Source organism: Paenibacillus planticolens, from assembly GCF_013141725.1.
Classification (GTDB): Bacteria; Bacillota; Bacilli; order Paenibacillales; family NBRC-103111; genus Paenibacillus_E; species Paenibacillus_E planticolens.
In genome coordinates, this window is record NZ_WHNZ01000030.1 from 169,888 (window position 1) to 185,552 (window position 15,665).

Genomic DNA, 15,665 nt, shown 5'->3' on the forward strand with positions numbered 1-15,665 from the left:
CAACCATGCCGTATTTCAGCGATAAACAAAAACTGCATTTATTCATCATTTATGCAAAACACCGAAACACCGCGTCGTTGAAGCATTCTTGATACTAGACCTATTTGGCTGTTTGCGGCTGTAAACAGCTATTTTCTAGTGTTTATGCGTGATTTATGCATGCATTAGTCACTGCCGATATCATCAATTATCTGAACACCGACGGTTCCTTCTAGCTGCGTTTTATCTGTCCATAGCGCAAAGCGTTTTCCAAGTAGTTCCGCAGCCTTAATTCGATCCTTGCCGTCGAGCTCCTTTTTAACTAGTTGTTGCTCACCCATACCAAGTCCAAGGGGGAACTGCTCCTTGACCTGACCCCGCAACACGTTTGTAAGAAACTCCAGCACCTCATCCTGCTTTGCAATTCGTTGGCTGTCTTTCTCAGCGATCTTCTCCTCGATGTATGCTTTTAAGTGAGGTTTAGTGAGGTTTTCGTAACCGACCTCTTTAGCTGTCTTTTTACTGTAACCAGCTTTAATCGCAGCCTCAGTAGCGTTTCCGGTCTCTAGGTAAAAATCCGCGAAACGTTTTTGTTTTTCAGTTAGTTTCACTTCTCATCACCTGACCTTCCCCGCTAATTTCTGAACACAAAAAGACGAGCCCTGTGGCTCGCCTATATCGTTTCGTATATGAAAATCTATGAAATCTTGTAAAATGGCAAACTTAAAGTAGGTAGTTTGCACGACATTTGCACGACAAGAATTACGAAATCCCTTGCTGCACCTTACTTTTTGCCCGTTCAACAAATTTCTGAACAGATGTTCGTGATACTCTTAATCTATCAGCTATTTCGGCATACGTCAACCCATGAGCCATATGAAAAAGATAGCATTGTCGCTCTCTTGTGGAGAGACATAATAGGATATCCACGATCTTTTTCTTTTCGTCATTCGTCAGAGCTGCAACATCGGGTACCAGACCTGGGAAACACTTTGCCAGTTCCGTCCGCTGATAGACTCCGTGCTGCTCTGCACCTCTTCTACTTCCGGGCCGACGCCCTTTGCGAAGCCATTCTAGGGCAAGGTTCATGTCACTAATCATCCCACTAACTGTCTCGTACTCCGTTTGATCAATGACTTCTTCCCTGATCGGATCTCGATCAAGTTTCTTTCTGTATGCCTCAAGTTGTCTCACACCTGCGTTGTAATCCTTAATCAATTCCTCGACCCAAGTAAGCACTAGACGTTCACCTCTCAATCCCCGATTGGCCCGTATCTGCGTGAACTCATTCTCTCAACAAGTACAGCTGCTTGTGTTTTTTTTAATAATTTATCATCTGGAACAAATCCTTTCGGTGGCTTTTCTTCGCATCTAATAATGACCCCTGCCTGGTTACGCATCACATACATAATTTCTTGCTTCCATTTCATTTTCATACCTCCCCTAAGCTCTTTCTTAGTACCCGTTTGGTCTGATCACGTCAGCGTGGATAAGCCACCTTCTCCTTGAAATTTACTCTGCTATGACGCTTCTTAGCGCGCCTTAGCAGCTCATCTCTAGCTGCTTGTATATGCTCCAAAGCTGCCCCTTCGTCGAGAAATGCGATGTTGTACAGTTGCACTGAAGTGGCTTCTCGCCAATTAAGTTTTCGCATCCGTATTCCCCTCCTGTTGCCGCCTAGAATCGTAAACCTCTTCCAGCCATTCAACCAGCATCATCATTTGCTTTATTGCAATCCGGTTCTCTTGATATTTCTTGCATAGCATGCCGGATGAGTCTGCCACCCACTGCCAAAAAAGCGGGTTTTCCATACCGTACTGCATGGCAGCCTGATTAGCTTGGCTGATCCATTCCTGCACATCCGCGAAAAACAACCTGTAATCCATCGGCTACAGCTCCTCGATCTTAACGTAGATACCTGGCTGCTTCGCCCAAAATTTCTCGATAATCTCGCTCGCCACAATGGCATCGTCCGTCCAATAGCCCAGGTCAGTCATGATATCAAATGGCAACTTGTTCAAATTGTGCGTATCAGGTTTTGTGATCTTCCACTCTCCGTCGTAATGCTTACTCCCCTCTGAAATTGGAAACAACCACTTTACAATCACCCGCAGAGCTCCAGTATATCTTTTCTTCGGTACATGTTGTCCGAGGTGAGCCATAAGTTTCGCGCGCGCTGCCTTTAGATCGTCGGGTTCGTAAAAGACCGGCTTGCCGTTCACAACAGCAACCTGCTTCTCTTGATGCGTAGCTGTCGGCGGCTTCATTGGCATAAAAAATTCAGTCACGTGCCATCAACTCCCATTTTTTACCTTTCCTGCTTTTCCCGCGTAGATAAATGTAGGGGAGGGGGTGTGGCGCTTGCGACACGCCACACCCTATCCTTATATATTTATATATAATGGTCGACACCGCTCGGCGGCGGGCACCATGACGTATTAAATACCCGCCGTTAATCCGCCGAACGGCGGGGATCACAAAAACGTATATCATGCCGTGCGGCAATGACCATAAAATTATGATTGCCGCCGCCGAGCGGCGAAAATATTCGGCGGCATTATTCATGGTCGTTGCCGCTCTTTTTTACAACAACGTTGCCATTGTTTTTATCAATTACGAAACCATGCTTCGCGATCCAATCCCGAATAGTACGCTCTGCGACTTCCTTGCCAGTGGAAGAAAACCATTCCTGCAGATCCTTTACAGTTGGTGGCTCACCCATGTTGCAGTTATTCACCGCGTCCTCGAACTCCTCAGCCTTGCTCCTTCGCTCCGCTTGAGCTTTGTCCTTACGCTTACCACTTGCCTTCTGCCAGGGCGGTCTAGCGCCGTCGCCATCGGGGTCAATATCTTTCAGGCTGCCCACTTCATCCACACGATGAACTGGGTACTGGAACCACATGTTGACAGGCTTGAACTTAGCGTATTCCCGCAGCGTCCCCTCAACTCGCCACGCCGACCGACCGCGGACAGCTTCCAGGGCGCGCTTGACCTCCTCCGCGGTCGCTGTTAGCTCCGAGCTATAAATGGCGTGCCTAGCGTGATCTTCCATTGCTTTGGCGCTGAGCAGATCGTCTTGCGACACATGCTGTTGGAGATAATTCGGATTGTGCCGGTAGAAGCACTGCTGATACACGGCGCAGATCGCCTTGTTCTCTTCCTGCTTGAGCAGCGCCTCCGTCAGCTCGAGCTCGACGAGGTCGATCAGTGCGTCCGGGTCGCGGGCGAAGACGCCGCTGCCACTGGCCCGGTCCATCGACTTCTTACCACCCTGCGAGCCCTTTGAGTGGTGATGGCAGTAGATGACGGATGCGCCCAGTTCCGTGGCGATCTTATCAAATTGGTTCGTAAAATGGGCCATCTGGTCCGCGCTATTTTCGTCGCCGGTCAGGACTTTGTATATCGGGTCCACGATAACGGCAATATATCCCTTCTTGGCGGAACGCCGGATCAGTTTCGGCGCCAGCTTGTCCATGGGAACGGACTTGCCACGCAGGTTCCAGATATCGATATTGGCGATGTGCCGTGGCGGCATGCCCAGCGCCGTGTAAACGTCGCGGAAACGGTGCAAGCAGCTCGCGCTGTCCAGCTCCAGGTTGACGTACAACACTTTGCCTTGCGTGCAATTCCAGCCGAGCCACTTGGCTCCCTCGGCTATGGCGATAGAGAGCTCTATCAGCGCGAACGACTTACCCGCCTTGGAAGGCCCGGCCATGAGCATCTTGTGCCCCTGCCGCAGCACGCCGTGAATCAATGGTGGGGCGAGTGGCGGCGGATTATCAAAGGTGTCGGCCAGGCTCTCCGGATCTGGCAGATCGTCGTTAACGCCTTCGATCCACTCGTGCCACTCGGCCCAGCTAGGTTTACCGATGTTCGTGTCGACTATAAATTGCTTCTTGCCGCCCCGCTCGACGCCCGGCATGCGTGACAGTCTGGACGGGTTACGGTTTTGTCTGTCAATGCTCAGGCCGTTTCGCCGGCATATATCATAGAGATAATCCACACGCTTCCGATACTCGTCGTAGTTTGCGGCATCTACCCGTACAATGGCGTGCAGGCTCTTTCCTCCGCTGTATACCATGACGGCGATCGGCAGCTCCAGCTCGCGCATAATCGCGTTCTGCTTCTCGATTTCCATGGTATCGGACTCGACAAGAGCGTAACGGAACTCGGTCACGTTTTCATTTTTCACACCTTTGCCGTCCAGCGGGTTAAACCTGATCCAGGCGCCGGCCTCCTGATTGTAATCTCCGAGGACGGCCCCGATGTCGCCATCACACATATGCAGCAGCTCAATCAATTCCCCAGAGGTGCGGTCCCATGCCCCTTTAGTCGGCAGGTACTTCCCGTCTTCGTTCTGCCAAGTGTCGGTGACGTAACCAACGTTCTCGCTGGCTTCGAACAGTGTCTGGAGATACGTAGTCAACTGCTGCACTGGATTCCATGCGGCCGGTGCTGGCTCGTGAATTTCCTTACCCTCGATCCAGTTTTTATCCACGACGACATAGTCGCCGCCGGATAACTCGTCATCCCAGCCTAGCTCATGGTGATCATCCCGGTCGTATGCGGAACGCGGCATCCAGCCGTTTTCCTTAGCCATTTGCGTGATGGTCGCACCGGTTACCGGAATACCTGAACCCTCAAATGATGTCCACTTTTTGAAGCACTCGCCTGGATGGTACCGGGCTCCGTCCCTCCGGCTCCATTCGTCCCAATCACTGGCAGTATATCCTTCGTATTTCAGCGCCATGCCTACGTTGACCCATTCCTGATAGCTCAGATACGCCGGGTCAACGTAGGCCAGCAGCGCAATTAGATCCAATTTATGTTCCATATCCTTGCATTCTCCTTTGATAATAATTACAATAATCGGCTATAATGAGAAAAACTGAAACGAGGTGGCACTTCATGTATCTTAAGGTTTGGATTAAGAAGTCATTTTTAGAAGTCGAAAAGTTAGTAAAGGAAATGGAAGATTTCAAAAACCAAGTTTATGTTTTTTTGGGTCAAGATTATTCTCATTTTGAAGCAAAAGCTATATCCCTACTTCATAAAATCAAGAATAGCCAATTTCTGTTTAGGAAAGAATCTGGACCAATTGATACTTTAAAAACTTTAGAAAAAGAGTTAAGGAAATACTTCCATAAAATTACAGGGAAATATCTTCGCCAAGGTACTTCTGCCAGACCTCCAAGAAAAACTATTCACTTTTAAAAACCAGTTCAGTAGCCGCTCATGGTTGCTGAGCTGAATATCGTAATTTGGAGACCTTGTCTATTAAACTAAATATTCAAGCTGGCCGTTAGCCCCAATGCCCGTGCCGCTTCATAATCTCGATTACTTCGTCGGCATATGGCTCATCGGTATTAATAACCAGATAGGTATTGTCTTTCTTGCCTTTCTCTTTTCTGATTTCACCGACACGCTCAACAATATGACCTAGTGTAACTTTGTTGTAATGACTGAGTTGTTCGATATCAGTCCCTTTGATGACTTGAAATTTAAAAGCCATTCCCTGTGTATTTGCCAATTCAATAACCTCCTTATGATCTTCGTTATTCAGACGATGTCTATTGAAGCAGAATCTCATAGTTTGTGGTGCAACTCACAGAAATTTCAACAAAGCTGTGATAGCCTGTTATTAGGAGGTGAAGTCGCTAATGATTAGAAAAACTTTCCTGATTACATTTTTACTCACAATTTCCATCTCATTAATTTCTGGCATTGCTTTTGCAGAAACTGCTTCACGTCATGATACAACTAAGAATTCCATTGGAAATATACGCTAATATTTTTTGTTGACTCATATCGAGTCAACTTTTTTCTATTCACGAATGTCCATCAAAACAACGTCATTCAACAAAAAATAAGATTCAATAATGGAAATCGATTAGCTTGGGAATCTTAAAAACAAAAGGTGGTGAAAAAAATGCCGAACATTAATCAGGAAGAATTAAGAAGTAAGCTATTTCCAAATGAAGTCAAAGAGTACCTTGAGGAACATCCAAGCCTCTACGGCAGAGCGGCGAAAATGTATTTAGCAGAATCGCTCACTTGTGCAAAGAAAAAAGCGGCTTATGAACTTGAAAAGTCGGTTGAAAGTGCAAATGCAGTAATTGCAATGTTGACAGGCGAAGGCACGGAATCGTCAGTTTAGTCGCCACTTTCACGGCAGGGTTAAAGCCCTGCCCCCAATTAAGTTCCTCAATATTCATTTTGATACTTGATAATGTTCACCCTCCGAGACTAGACGATCTAGATACCATTTAGCTTTTTTGAGATCTTCAGCTCCGCCTTTATGCCTTGATCTGGAGCAGTACTTAAGTACATTACCGAGCATAAAACCTGCATATTGATCAACTGTTAATTTAGCTTTTAGATAATCGATTACCTCAATTCCGCCATCCGTGTATTGCTCATGATGATTAACCTGTTCACCATTTGCCCCTACTATAGCATCAAGCTTTTCAAGCTCATTCCAGCTTTCTTTTACCTCCTCGCCAGCCTTTGAAGACTCTCCCTTCTCCTGAGCAACCTCCGTTGCCCCCGCCAGCAGTTCTCTTGCCTTCCCGGGATTGATACCTTTCAAATCCCACTTTTTGGTCACAATGGCGTGTAAAGCATTCAATTTCATACCCCAAGCACGCTCGATAGCCGATATGGATTTCCCACTTGCAATTAACTTCAAGAACTCAGTTTTCGATGGTTCTGCCACAGAATCACCATCCTTCCCTTTTCGTTTATCCCATCCGGCTTTTGCGCGCCTAGACTGCTCTTCAGGTTCGAACTTTTTCTGTACAAAAGCTGGTGGCATAATGACAACTCCGTCAGACGTTTTCGGCTGCTTATAGCCGGTTCGCGTTCGATAATCTTCTAGTTCTTCCGGAGACATCTTGTAGACGGTAACCGGTCCGGATCCCGAAGATGTCGCTTCGACTGACCTACTGCGTACGGGTGTCCCGTTTCTTCCGTCCCCAATCCTTGCCATCGGCATTCGCTCCTTTGATCAGATATATCTCACCGATAATTCGCCCACTATCGTCGTATACGATCTCCCATGGAATATCATTGAAATAAGGATCTATCACAGGCTTGCAACCTCCTAATCAGAAGTGGGTCACGATTCCATCACCACGATACTCTTTCGGATTGATGCCTTCCGGTACGCGCCATCCATTACCGGCTATCCTATCTATCAAGTTCTTGGCGGATTCAAATGACCAGGTCCCCACATGCTCGAAACCGCGCTGTTCGAGGAAGCGAATCTGTTTCGGCGTCGTCAGCCCCTCCGCACGCCTCTTATCCAGTCGTTCCAGAAGCTTGGTCGCCTTGCCGGCATTGTCGATCGCTTCAGGCATGATGCCAAGCTTCTCCAACGTCTTGACTTGGGCGTCACTCGGCGGAGACATCTCCCAGCCAAACGACGGGACATAGCTGGACAGGTCTTCGGCTTGTATGCTCATCTCGAATTGAAGCGGATCAACGAGTGCCCGCTTTCGGCGTTTCATCTCTTCCAGCTGCTTTGCGAGTGCTTCTTCACGCTGCGCAATGACATCTTCTGCAGCCTGCTTCTCGACTGTTTCAAGGTCCAGTGGGATGCCAGCTTCCTCGATCTGCTTGGTCATCGCTTGGGCGACTTCTTCGTTCTCCGCAATCAAATGAGCTGGATGGCAAAGTTCGTGCCGTTCAGTATGCCAAAGGAAGTCCAACAGCAGAAGTTCTGTCTTGCCGGGGAACAGTCGGGTACCTCGCCCGACCATCTGGCTGTATAAGCTGCGAACTTTGGTAGGCCACAGGACAACGACGCAATCTACGCTTGGACAGTCCCAGCCTTCTGTGAGCAGCATCGAATTGCACAGGACGTTATACTTGTCCTTGTCGAAGTCCGCCAGCACCTCCGCCCGATCTTGCGATTCACCATTTACCTCAGCAGCCTTAAATCCAATTGAGTTCAGAATATTCGTGAATTTCTGACTAGTCTTTACCAGCGGAAGAAACACAACGATCTTCCTATCCTTTGTGACTTTCCACATTTCAGCTGCGATCGATTCGAGATATGGGTCCAACGCGGTACCGAGATCCTGCGATTTGAAATCCCCAGCCTGCTGCCCGACTGCCGCTAGGTTAATCTGCAGCGGAATCGTCATCGCTTTTATCGGGCTCAAATATCCTGCTTTGATTGCTTTAGGGAGTGTGTATTCGTAGGCCAGACTTTCAAAGTAGCTGCCCAGGTTTCGCATGTCACCGCGATCCGGGGTGGCCGTTACGCCAAGAACGTTGGCTGATTTGAAATACTGCAGGACGCGCTGATAGCCCTCTGAGATACAATGATGAGCCTCATCAATAATGATTGTATCGAAGTGATCAGGATTAAATTGCTCGAGACGTTTTGGACGTTGCAGCGTTTGAACGCTGCCAACAACGACCCGAAACCAACTACCGATCGATGTTTGCTCTGCCTTCTCTGTAGCGCAACCAAGACCTGTTGACTTTGCTAATTTATCAGATGCCTGATCGAGCAATTCGCTGCGATGGGCCAGGACGAGCAAACGCTCGCCCAGCCTTACGCGATCTTCAATGACTTTAGAAAACACAATCGTCTTGCCGCATCCAGTTGGAAGCACCAGAAGCGTTTTTTTAACACCGTTTCTCCACTCTTTCTGAATGGATTCACGCGCCTCTTGTTGGTAAGGTCTCAGCTCCATAGCTACCTCCTAAAACTGGCCAGCTGACCAACCACCGCCCTGTTGACCTGCACCAGGGAATGGTTGTTGCTGTTGATATTGTTGCTGCGGAGGCGATTGGTATCCTTGTTGCGGTGGCTGCTGGTATTGCTGCTGATGAGGTGGTTGATAATGATTTGAAGGCGCCCCTTCATAATCGTAAAAGGTTTTCACTTGATTCATAGACCGATCTTCGCCGTTAGACTTATAGTTGCGAATCTCCAGCTTCATTTTCCCTCGTGCTCCTACGATGGTATTCCAGTTCATGCGCAGCGGCTCACCCTTTTTCTTCTGACCAATCCCCGCGAAGAAGTTTGAGAGTAATCCCTCTGTCTTTGTGTGCAGGAACAGGTTATGGAAAATCGTTACATCCCCATGTTCTGGAGAGTGGACTGTAAGTTCCAATTTAGCTTGATTGCATGCTGGCATCTTTTCACTACCCGCGTATCGACTACGCTCGAACTTCGCTACAGTGAAATAATAATCCCCAGGAGGGAGAAGCACGAAGCCGCCTCCACCATCCTTCTCAATTGTGTCATCCCATCCAAATTCACGTTCCGTTTGACTCATGTGTATAGCCTCCTGATTTATAATTAAAATGGCAGATTCGCTTTGAAATCCTTAATCATGTTATGAACTTGAGGCCAAGCCCCAACAAGTACACCTTGGACAAAGCCAGGGTCGTAGTTGGTAATCGGAGTATCCATTGGATAATATCCTTTTTTACTCACTACGATTTGAATGTCCGTTTTCGTGACTTGGTGCTGTATCATTAGATCCCTTAGCGATGGAGGGATGTTCGGATCCAGCTCTGGAGGTGCTGTCGTTGCCGCTGCAGTTGTTGGGTGTGGTGGTGGCGTGCTGTCCGCCGGCGCCGAAGCCTGCGTCGGCATAGGAGGAGCTGCATACGTTTGCGGCGGACTTGTAGGCGGTGCGACCGGAGCCCCAGCCCCATTGAAGATATGGGCGATATGAGCATAGTCAAGCGGAATCTCGTCCGGCAGCCCGTGCCGGTTCTTCGCGTCCCAAGCCGGGTGATGCGTAGTGTAAACCGTCCGCATGCCACCTTGCCCCTTGTGTTTGGTACCCTTCTGATCTGCTGCGACTGAGAACGTCTTGTAGTTAATGAACAGAACCATGTCGGCCCATTCCTTTACGAGCGGTGCCGTTTGGGAGCTGGTCTTCTTACCAAGCTTGAGCTGGTACCGATCATAGGCGCCCATTTCATCCGGCTGTTCGAACTTTATGATCTGGGCATGGGCAACGAGCACAATATGAATACCGGCATCAACCACATCGCTCAGGAGGTTTAGGAAGCGCCCGAATTCTTCCTTGGCGTAGACGTACCCGTTACCATACCCGAAATCCTCAATCCCCTTCTTGCCATGCTTAGCGCATATTCCCTCCACACAAAGCATTTCGGCCCAATCGATCGTATCGATCACAAGCGTCCCGAATCGGCTACCTTGTTGCTTCACCCATTCAACCTGCTGCCGGAGCATTTCCCAGCTAGACGGTTTGGGCAGGCGGTCGACGTTCATCTCAGTCGTGGAGCCCTCTGTGTCGATAAAGACAGGCCTCGGGAATTGGCCTGCTAGAGAGGACTTTCCAATCCCCTCCGGACCGTAGACAACCACTTTCTTTGCCTTTTCAACCTTACCGCTGATGACTTGCATCAGAATTCACCTGCTTTCCAAGTTGTTGTTCCCCATCCTTCTCCCGTTTCGATCTCACCAGGGGACTGCTGAAGTTGAATGCCCTCTTGCCCGGCGACATAGCCGTCCTCGATGATGATAGAGCATTCCTCGCCAGTGCTGACGCGTGTGGCAATGGCTTGCAAACCTTCCTGCTCCAGCCATTGGCCAAACTCCGTCAAAGTCTTCAGATCCATCTGCTCGAGCTTGTCGAGGAGGATAAAGCCGCAATCCGGCTTGAGCTTACGAACGATCGCTGTCGCCACCTTCAACTGATCGGATCCGCTCATGTTGTCCCACTTCTGGCCATGATAGATCAGCTCGCCGTCAGCTACGGACAACCCTTCGAGAGGGAGGTTTGCATTCGTCAACAAATCCGTTTTTTGCTGGCGGACGGCATTGATTTCGGCCGTCAGTTGATCATACTGAACGCGGTAGTCGCTGGCATCCGCCTCGGCTTTGTCCTTGTCCAGATTGGCCCGCACCTTCCGGTTGATTTCATCGATCTGGCGGATGTTCGACTCAAGTTCCTCTGTCGACTCATCATTAAGATCAAGCACGTCTCTCTGCGACGTTTCCATATCAGCTGTGAGCGCATCAAGTTTGATCTGTGCTTCAAATAACATAGATTGCAACCTACCAACTTCCTGGATTTGAGCAGCATGCGCTGTCCTGATTTGCAAAGCGCGCTGCCGCAGCCGTTGCTTCTCCCCATTACGGGCCAGGATATCCTGCTGCTGTTTGATCAACTCTGACGCGGAAATAGGTTCCTTCGGGGCATCTGGGAAGTACAGTTGCTCCTTCGCAAACTTTGCCTTCTGGTCTGCGATTTGCCCAATCGTGTGGCGTCGATTATAAATTTCCTGTTCCTTGACTTCGAAATCATGAAGCTGCTGCCCGACTCCGATGATACGCAGGAGGATGTTGGCCTTCTCCTTATTAGAAGCAAGCATGAACTTCGGAAGGTTGATGGCCAGTTCTTCGACAAAACTGTCCAACAACTGCTGGCCGCCTTTCTGGCCGTTCGGATCGATGACTTTCAGATCCGAATTTTTCCCCTTCCGCTCTACGATTAAGCCATTAGTTAGCACCAGATGCAGATAGGGCGGCACCGCGGAGCCTTCCCTTTCAGCTTGGGATGGGCGATATTTGTTACCGCCAAGCGCCCAAGCGATGGAGTCAAGCACGCTGGTCTTGCCTTGTTTGTTGTTACCACCGACGATCGTCAGGCCGGTGCTGGTCGGCTCGATCTTCACGGCCTTGACGCGCTTGACATTCTCGATTTCCAGCTTTGCAATTTTAATCATGGTTTTCTCCCGTCCATTCATTTTTTATTGAAACCTCGTTTTAGAAGTGAATCGATGTTTTCGGACATAGTAATGATGGTTTCCCCATCCGTTGTTCTCAATTTATACCAATTTCGGGCGACTCCCCAGGTCTCAACAATATCAGCAGTCTTACCTGATTTCGTTTTGACCTTGTCGCCTTTCAAATAAAATTTTGCCGAAGTGGACACCTCCTTAGAACGTTAACGGCCCACTTTCCTGTTTCACTAAAAAAAGCTTTGTGATAGAATTAAAATATTCGTAATGATTTAAGCTTTGAAATGAGTCGGCCCGCCAGCCGGCTTTTTTCGTTTTTGTAAAACTCAATGCGTTCTTCCGGGGAAAGATACTGTAACACTTTTATTTTCAAGAGAAATCACCCTTGTAACAGCAATATGCGAACATTCCTATAACTCCAACAAACAGCATTCCGCCAAGAACGTTCCAAGCTACACTATCCACGAGCGTAACCAGCAAGTGCTTCGACCCCTTCCCTTACATCAGTTGAGAGCGAGAAGCTTCCACCGACTACTTTACTGCAGGCTGCATCGGCTCCGATCGTGGCTGCCTCCGCGTAAATCTGCTGCATTTCCTCAACGTCTTTAAGCTGAGCTTGTTTTAGTCTCGATTGCAATGAAGAAGACATTTTCACCAGCTCCTCCCTCTCAATAAATCGCTAATCCGTAATGCTCCAATATGTATTGCTCGATTAGAAGCATTTTAGCGGGCATCATCTGGTAGCGTTGCAGCTCCTTTGCTGCGCGTGCTTTACCTTTTTCCGTAAGAAAGTACCTGCCGTTTTCGACGGATAAAAGCTCATCCTCAATTAGTTGCTTACGGCACGCCTCCGTAAATTGCTCTTTAGAAACTTCTTCAGTTACGTCCATCTCGTTGTCTCACCTCCCTCCAGTAAACTTCGATGAACCATATGATTTCAGTAACCCAAATCCCGATTACTACCTCTACAAGGATTCTCACAATCTCCCGCTCTTTCTATGAAACTATTGCTAGATTCATATAAAATTTTCAGGCAAAGGAAAAGTAGGCTATTCGCCCGAGTTACTTTGATTGCTCACGAAGCCAGAGTTCTAAAAAGTCTCTAGTCTCCTTTACTGGGAAATACCACTTACTCCCGACCTTGCGCTTAATAAACCGCGGATCGTAAAAAAATGCTTCCTGGATTGTGTTCCAGCTCATGCAGGTTCGCTTTTTTAGCTCTGCAGTGTCCCAGAAGATGTATTCCGAGTCTATCTTTTTAATCAACTCGTTAATCTTTTCGAGACAAAGCTTCCTTACTTCGTCCTCATCCAGCTTAACGCTAGCTAGCATAGGAAGCCCCTGCCCCCTTTCTTCACTCAAATTGATAATTAAATTATCAAATGCAACAAAAAAAATTGTCGATGTATATTATATGCTGTTGACGATAATAATATTATCAAATATAATAAATAATAGATAATTAAATTATCGCTTTTGACACACTGCGGCCTTGCCTGTTTCGAAATAATCAGGAAACAATTTTTCAACGGGTTCACAAAAATACTTTGATAACTTGAACATCAAATCCCTGCCAGGAGTAAAGGTTCCGTTCTCAATCATTCGAAGGTAGACCGTTGAAATATTATTCTCAGAAGCAACTTTGGCTTGTGTTCCTACTTTTTTACGACACGTAGAAAAGTAAAAACGCTTATTAGTTGGTGTTTTCACAGCCATTATCTTGCTCACCTCCTCGTCTTACTTCTGATTATATTTGATAATTTAATTATCGTCAATCCCAATTTTGATAATTTATTTATCATTATCATCCGGAGGTTTATTAATTATGAAACTAGGAAGCAAACTAACTGATCTTAGAAACAAGAAACATCTCACTCAGGATCAAATGGCCGAGATTTTAGGCGTCAAACGAGCGCGCTACAACTCTTGGGAGAATGAAATAGCTAAACCAGACATCGAAATGCTCAAGAAAATAGCTGAGTACCACAAAATAAAAACGGATGATTTATTAGATGTACAGCAAAACAACAATAAAAACGAAATAGAAATACCTGCCTGGGCTACATCCAAAGATATTAGAGATTTCAAAAAAATGCTTGAAGAAGACGGTGAAGTCATGTTCGATGGAGTCCCTATGAGTGAGACAGATCGTCAAAGGGTAATGGATGTATTAACCGGGCTTTTCTGGGAAGCAAAACAAATGAACAAACGCAGCAAGAAGACTAACACCACGGACGATGCCAAAAATTAAAATATTTTGAGCTAGGTGATGCCATGGATAAGACCTTAAAAAAATTAATTCGGCAATTTAAAACGACCGATCCTTTTATTATTTCAGTAGGCCTGGGAATTAACATTCGATATGCTGATCTCGGAGATCAAACACGCGGCATCTACTATAGAAAGCTCCGTAGACGATTTATTGTTATCCATGAAAATCTCGACGAATATTGGCAGCGTTTCGTATGCGCACATGAACTTGGCCATGATCGTCTACATCCCGGAGTAAGTCGATTCTGGCTAGATGAGCAATCTTTCTACAACGTCGGTAAATTTGAACGACAAGCCAATCGATTTGCAGTTCGATTGTTAACTGCAGACGATCCTATAAAAGCAGACGAAACTGTCGAAGAACTATTTAAACGCCAAGGCGTTCCAATAGAATTACAGCAGTTTTATTACTAAAACTTGAGGTTTTTCGCCGCAAGGCGATTTCCTATACCCTTTTACACGAACATACATTCTCAAAAGGAGGAGTGAGACAGTAATGGCGTTCTACCGTAAACGCGGAACAAAGTGGGAGTATAGAATCAGCTATACTGACCGTCAAACAGGTAAGAGTAAAGAGACTACGAAAGGAGGCTTTAAAACAAAGAAAGAGGCTCAGATTGCAGCAGCTGAGGCAGAGTCAAAAATTAACTATTTCGGCTTTGCGGAAAATGGGAACGAGACAGTAGAAAATTACTTCAAGGATTGGCTAGAGATATATAAAAAACCAAATGTTAAACCGATTACTTACACGGTCCAGGAGAGAAATGTTCGGCTTAATATTCTGCCGCGGTGGGGCAATTACCGTCTAAAGGATTTAACTCGATCAGAATATCAGAAGTGGATTAACGAACTTCGGGGGCATTATAGCGAAGGGACCGCGCGTAGAATCCATAGTATCATGAGCAGTGCCATGCACGACGCTGTCCATGAGTTTATGATTATGCGAGAAAACCCAATCCAAAGAGTTAAAATACCTAAAGAGATCAACAAGGTAGATAAGGTTAGCTTTTTCACTCGAGAACAACTGGGAAAATTCTTAACAGCATCTAATACGCCAGTTAAGAACGCGAAATATCAAGCCTCCATCCAGTATTATGCTCTGTTCACATTATTGGCTCGGACAGGGATCAGGATTGGAGAAGCGCTGGCTCTCACCTGGGATGATATTGATTTCACTAACAAAACAATTCATATTGAAAAGACATTGGTTTACCCGCTAAACTCAACTCCTTACATTTCGACACCTAAGTCGAAAAAGAGTGACAGAGTGATCAAATTAGATGAAGCTACGTTAGCTCTGTTAAAGAGGCATCGTATTAATCAAAAGGAAGTTGTTTTACAATACAAGAACTATAAACCCTCGACTGAAAATGTAATGTTCCACCAACATGATGGCCGTTGGCTTCGAACAAATGTTGTAAGAGAATTCTTTAAAGAAGTCTGCAAACGGGCAGCTGTTCCAATCCTCTCTCCACATGCATTACGGCATACCCACGCTGTCCATCTTTTAGAAGCTGGTGCAAATATAAAATACGTGTCCGAGCGACTAGGACACGCAAGCGTGAAAGTCACAGCGGACACGTATTTACACGTTACCAAGAAGATTGAAGATGATGCATTGGATCTATACGCCCAATACATTCAAAAATAAAAACCGGACAAAAAACGGACAAACA

23 protein-coding genes are annotated in these 15,665 nt (G+C 46.8%); 5 read left to right on the forward strand and 18 right to left on the reverse strand.

The genetic code is table 11. The annotated features are described in order from the left end of the window. Positions 1-164: 164 nt before the first annotated feature. The 7 genes from GC097_RS15375 to GC097_RS15405 form a co-directional block, all read right to left on the reverse strand. Complete coding sequence (locus GC097_RS15375) at positions 165-590, reverse strand: terminase small subunit (RefSeq protein ID WP_171684178.1); 426 nt, start codon at positions 588-590, stop codon at positions 165-167. A gap of 151 nt (positions 591-741) precedes the next feature. Next, the gene (locus tag GC097_RS34730; RefSeq protein WP_171684179.1) at positions 742-1,218 is read right to left on the reverse strand and encodes a sigma factor-like helix-turn-helix DNA-binding protein; all 477 of its coding nucleotides are present in this window, start codon (positions 1,216-1,218) and stop codon (positions 742-744) included. A 14-nt stretch (positions 1,219-1,232) separates the two neighbouring features. Continuing rightward, complete coding sequence (locus GC097_RS15385; RefSeq protein ID WP_171684180.1) at positions 1,233-1,409, reverse strand: hypothetical protein; 177 nt, start codon at positions 1,407-1,409, stop codon at positions 1,233-1,235. Between the two features lie 50 nt (positions 1,410-1,459). Further along, positions 1,460-1,633, reverse strand: coding sequence for a hypothetical protein (locus GC097_RS15390; protein ID WP_171684181.1), 174 nt, complete (start codon positions 1,631-1,633; stop codon positions 1,460-1,462). Continuing rightward, positions 1,620-1,865, reverse strand: coding sequence for a hypothetical protein (locus tag GC097_RS15395; RefSeq protein ID WP_171684182.1), 246 nt, complete (start codon positions 1,863-1,865; stop codon positions 1,620-1,622). Before GC097_RS15395 ends, GC097_RS15390 begins: the two co-directional genes overlap by 14 nt. 3 nt (positions 1,866-1,868) lie before the next feature. Next, positions 1,869-2,267, reverse strand: a complete 399-nt coding sequence (locus GC097_RS15400; protein WP_312875669.1) for a RusA family crossover junction endodeoxyribonuclease — start codon at positions 2,265-2,267, stop codon at positions 1,869-1,871. 269 nt (positions 2,268-2,536) lie between these two features. Next, on the reverse strand, positions 2,537-4,813 hold the full coding sequence (locus GC097_RS15405; protein ID WP_171684183.1) for an AAA family ATPase: 2,277 nt from the start codon (positions 4,811-4,813) through the stop codon (positions 2,537-2,539). Positions 4,814-4,887: 74 nt separating this feature from the next. Here GC097_RS15405 and GC097_RS15410 point away from each other — a divergent pair, with 74 nt between their 5' ends. Beyond that, the gene (locus tag GC097_RS15410; protein ID WP_171684184.1) at positions 4,888-5,193 is read left to right on the forward strand and encodes a hypothetical protein; all 306 of its coding nucleotides are present in this window, start codon (positions 4,888-4,890) and stop codon (positions 5,191-5,193) included. Positions 5,194-5,281: 88 nt separating this feature from the next. Here GC097_RS15410 and GC097_RS15415 read toward each other — a convergent pair whose 3' ends face one another. Next, positions 5,282-5,509 (reverse strand): hypothetical protein, encoded by a 228-nt coding sequence (locus GC097_RS15415; RefSeq protein ID WP_171684185.1) that lies wholly within the window; start codon positions 5,507-5,509, stop codon positions 5,282-5,284. A gap of 399 nt (positions 5,510-5,908) precedes the next feature. On the opposite strand from GC097_RS15415, the gene GC097_RS15420 reads away from it, so the two are divergent. Further along, on the forward strand, positions 5,909-6,136 hold the full coding sequence (locus tag GC097_RS15420; protein ID WP_171684186.1) for a hypothetical protein: 228 nt from the start codon (positions 5,909-5,911) through the stop codon (positions 6,134-6,136). A 54-nt stretch (positions 6,137-6,190) separates the two neighbouring features. Here the strand turns inward: GC097_RS15420 and GC097_RS34265 are convergent, their stop codons facing one another. The 10 genes from GC097_RS34265 to GC097_RS15470 all read right to left on the reverse strand — a co-directional run bounded on the left by GC097_RS34265 (position 6,191) and on the right by GC097_RS15470 (position 13,434). Then, positions 6,191-6,871, reverse strand: coding sequence for a DUF3310 domain-containing protein (locus tag GC097_RS34265; RefSeq protein ID WP_246294265.1), 681 nt, complete (start codon positions 6,869-6,871; stop codon positions 6,191-6,193). Positions 6,872-6,920: 49 nt separating this feature from the next. Further along, on the reverse strand, positions 6,921-7,067 hold the full coding sequence (locus tag GC097_RS15430; RefSeq protein ID WP_171684187.1) for a hypothetical protein: 147 nt from the start codon (positions 7,065-7,067) through the stop codon (positions 6,921-6,923). An 18-nt stretch (positions 7,068-7,085) separates the two neighbouring features. Beyond that, positions 7,086-8,684: a DEAD/DEAH box helicase gene (locus GC097_RS15435; RefSeq protein WP_171684188.1), complete on the reverse strand. Its 1,599-nt coding sequence runs from the start codon at positions 8,682-8,684 to the stop codon at positions 7,086-7,088. A 9-nt stretch (positions 8,685-8,693) separates the two neighbouring features. Next, positions 8,694-9,272: a hypothetical protein gene (locus GC097_RS15440; RefSeq protein ID WP_171684189.1), complete on the reverse strand. Its 579-nt coding sequence runs from the start codon at positions 9,270-9,272 to the stop codon at positions 8,694-8,696. Between the two features lie 23 nt (positions 9,273-9,295). After that, complete coding sequence (locus GC097_RS15445; RefSeq protein ID WP_171684190.1) at positions 9,296-10,378, reverse strand: ATP-binding protein; 1,083 nt, start codon at positions 10,376-10,378, stop codon at positions 9,296-9,298. Further along, positions 10,378-11,703: an AAA family ATPase gene (locus tag GC097_RS15450; protein WP_171684191.1), complete on the reverse strand. Its 1,326-nt coding sequence runs from the start codon at positions 11,701-11,703 to the stop codon at positions 10,378-10,380. The genes GC097_RS15445 and GC097_RS15450 overlap by 1 nt, the downstream gene beginning before the upstream one ends. 472 nt (positions 11,704-12,175) lie before the next feature. Further along, positions 12,176-12,367, reverse strand: a complete 192-nt coding sequence (locus GC097_RS15455) for a hypothetical protein (RefSeq protein WP_171684192.1) — start codon at positions 12,365-12,367, stop codon at positions 12,176-12,178. Between the two features lie 19 nt (positions 12,368-12,386). Further along, the gene (locus GC097_RS15460) at positions 12,387-12,608 is read right to left on the reverse strand and encodes a helix-turn-helix domain-containing protein (RefSeq protein WP_171684193.1); all 222 of its coding nucleotides are present in this window, start codon (positions 12,606-12,608) and stop codon (positions 12,387-12,389) included. 172 nt (positions 12,609-12,780) lie between these two features. Continuing rightward, positions 12,781-13,050: a group-specific protein gene (locus tag GC097_RS15465; protein WP_171684194.1), complete on the reverse strand. Its 270-nt coding sequence runs from the start codon at positions 13,048-13,050 to the stop codon at positions 12,781-12,783. Between the two features lie 135 nt (positions 13,051-13,185). Continuing rightward, positions 13,186-13,434 (reverse strand): helix-turn-helix transcriptional regulator, encoded by a 249-nt coding sequence (locus GC097_RS15470; protein ID WP_171684195.1) that lies wholly within the window; start codon positions 13,432-13,434, stop codon positions 13,186-13,188. Positions 13,435-13,543: 109 nt separating this feature from the next. Here GC097_RS15470 and GC097_RS15475 point away from each other — a divergent pair, with 109 nt between their 5' ends. From GC097_RS15475 to GC097_RS15485, 3 genes are all read left to right on the forward strand, one after another. After that, positions 13,544-13,969: a helix-turn-helix transcriptional regulator gene (locus GC097_RS15475; protein ID WP_171684196.1), complete on the forward strand. Its 426-nt coding sequence runs from the start codon at positions 13,544-13,546 to the stop codon at positions 13,967-13,969. Positions 13,970-13,992: 23 nt separating this feature from the next. After that, positions 13,993-14,403 (forward strand): ImmA/IrrE family metallo-endopeptidase, encoded by a 411-nt coding sequence (locus GC097_RS15480; RefSeq protein ID WP_171684197.1) that lies wholly within the window; start codon positions 13,993-13,995, stop codon positions 14,401-14,403. An 82-nt stretch (positions 14,404-14,485) separates the two neighbouring features. Further along, positions 14,486-15,640 (forward strand): site-specific integrase, encoded by a 1,155-nt coding sequence (locus tag GC097_RS15485; protein ID WP_171684198.1) that lies wholly within the window; start codon positions 14,486-14,488, stop codon positions 15,638-15,640. The last annotated feature ends 25 nt before the right edge of the window (positions 15,641-15,665 follow it).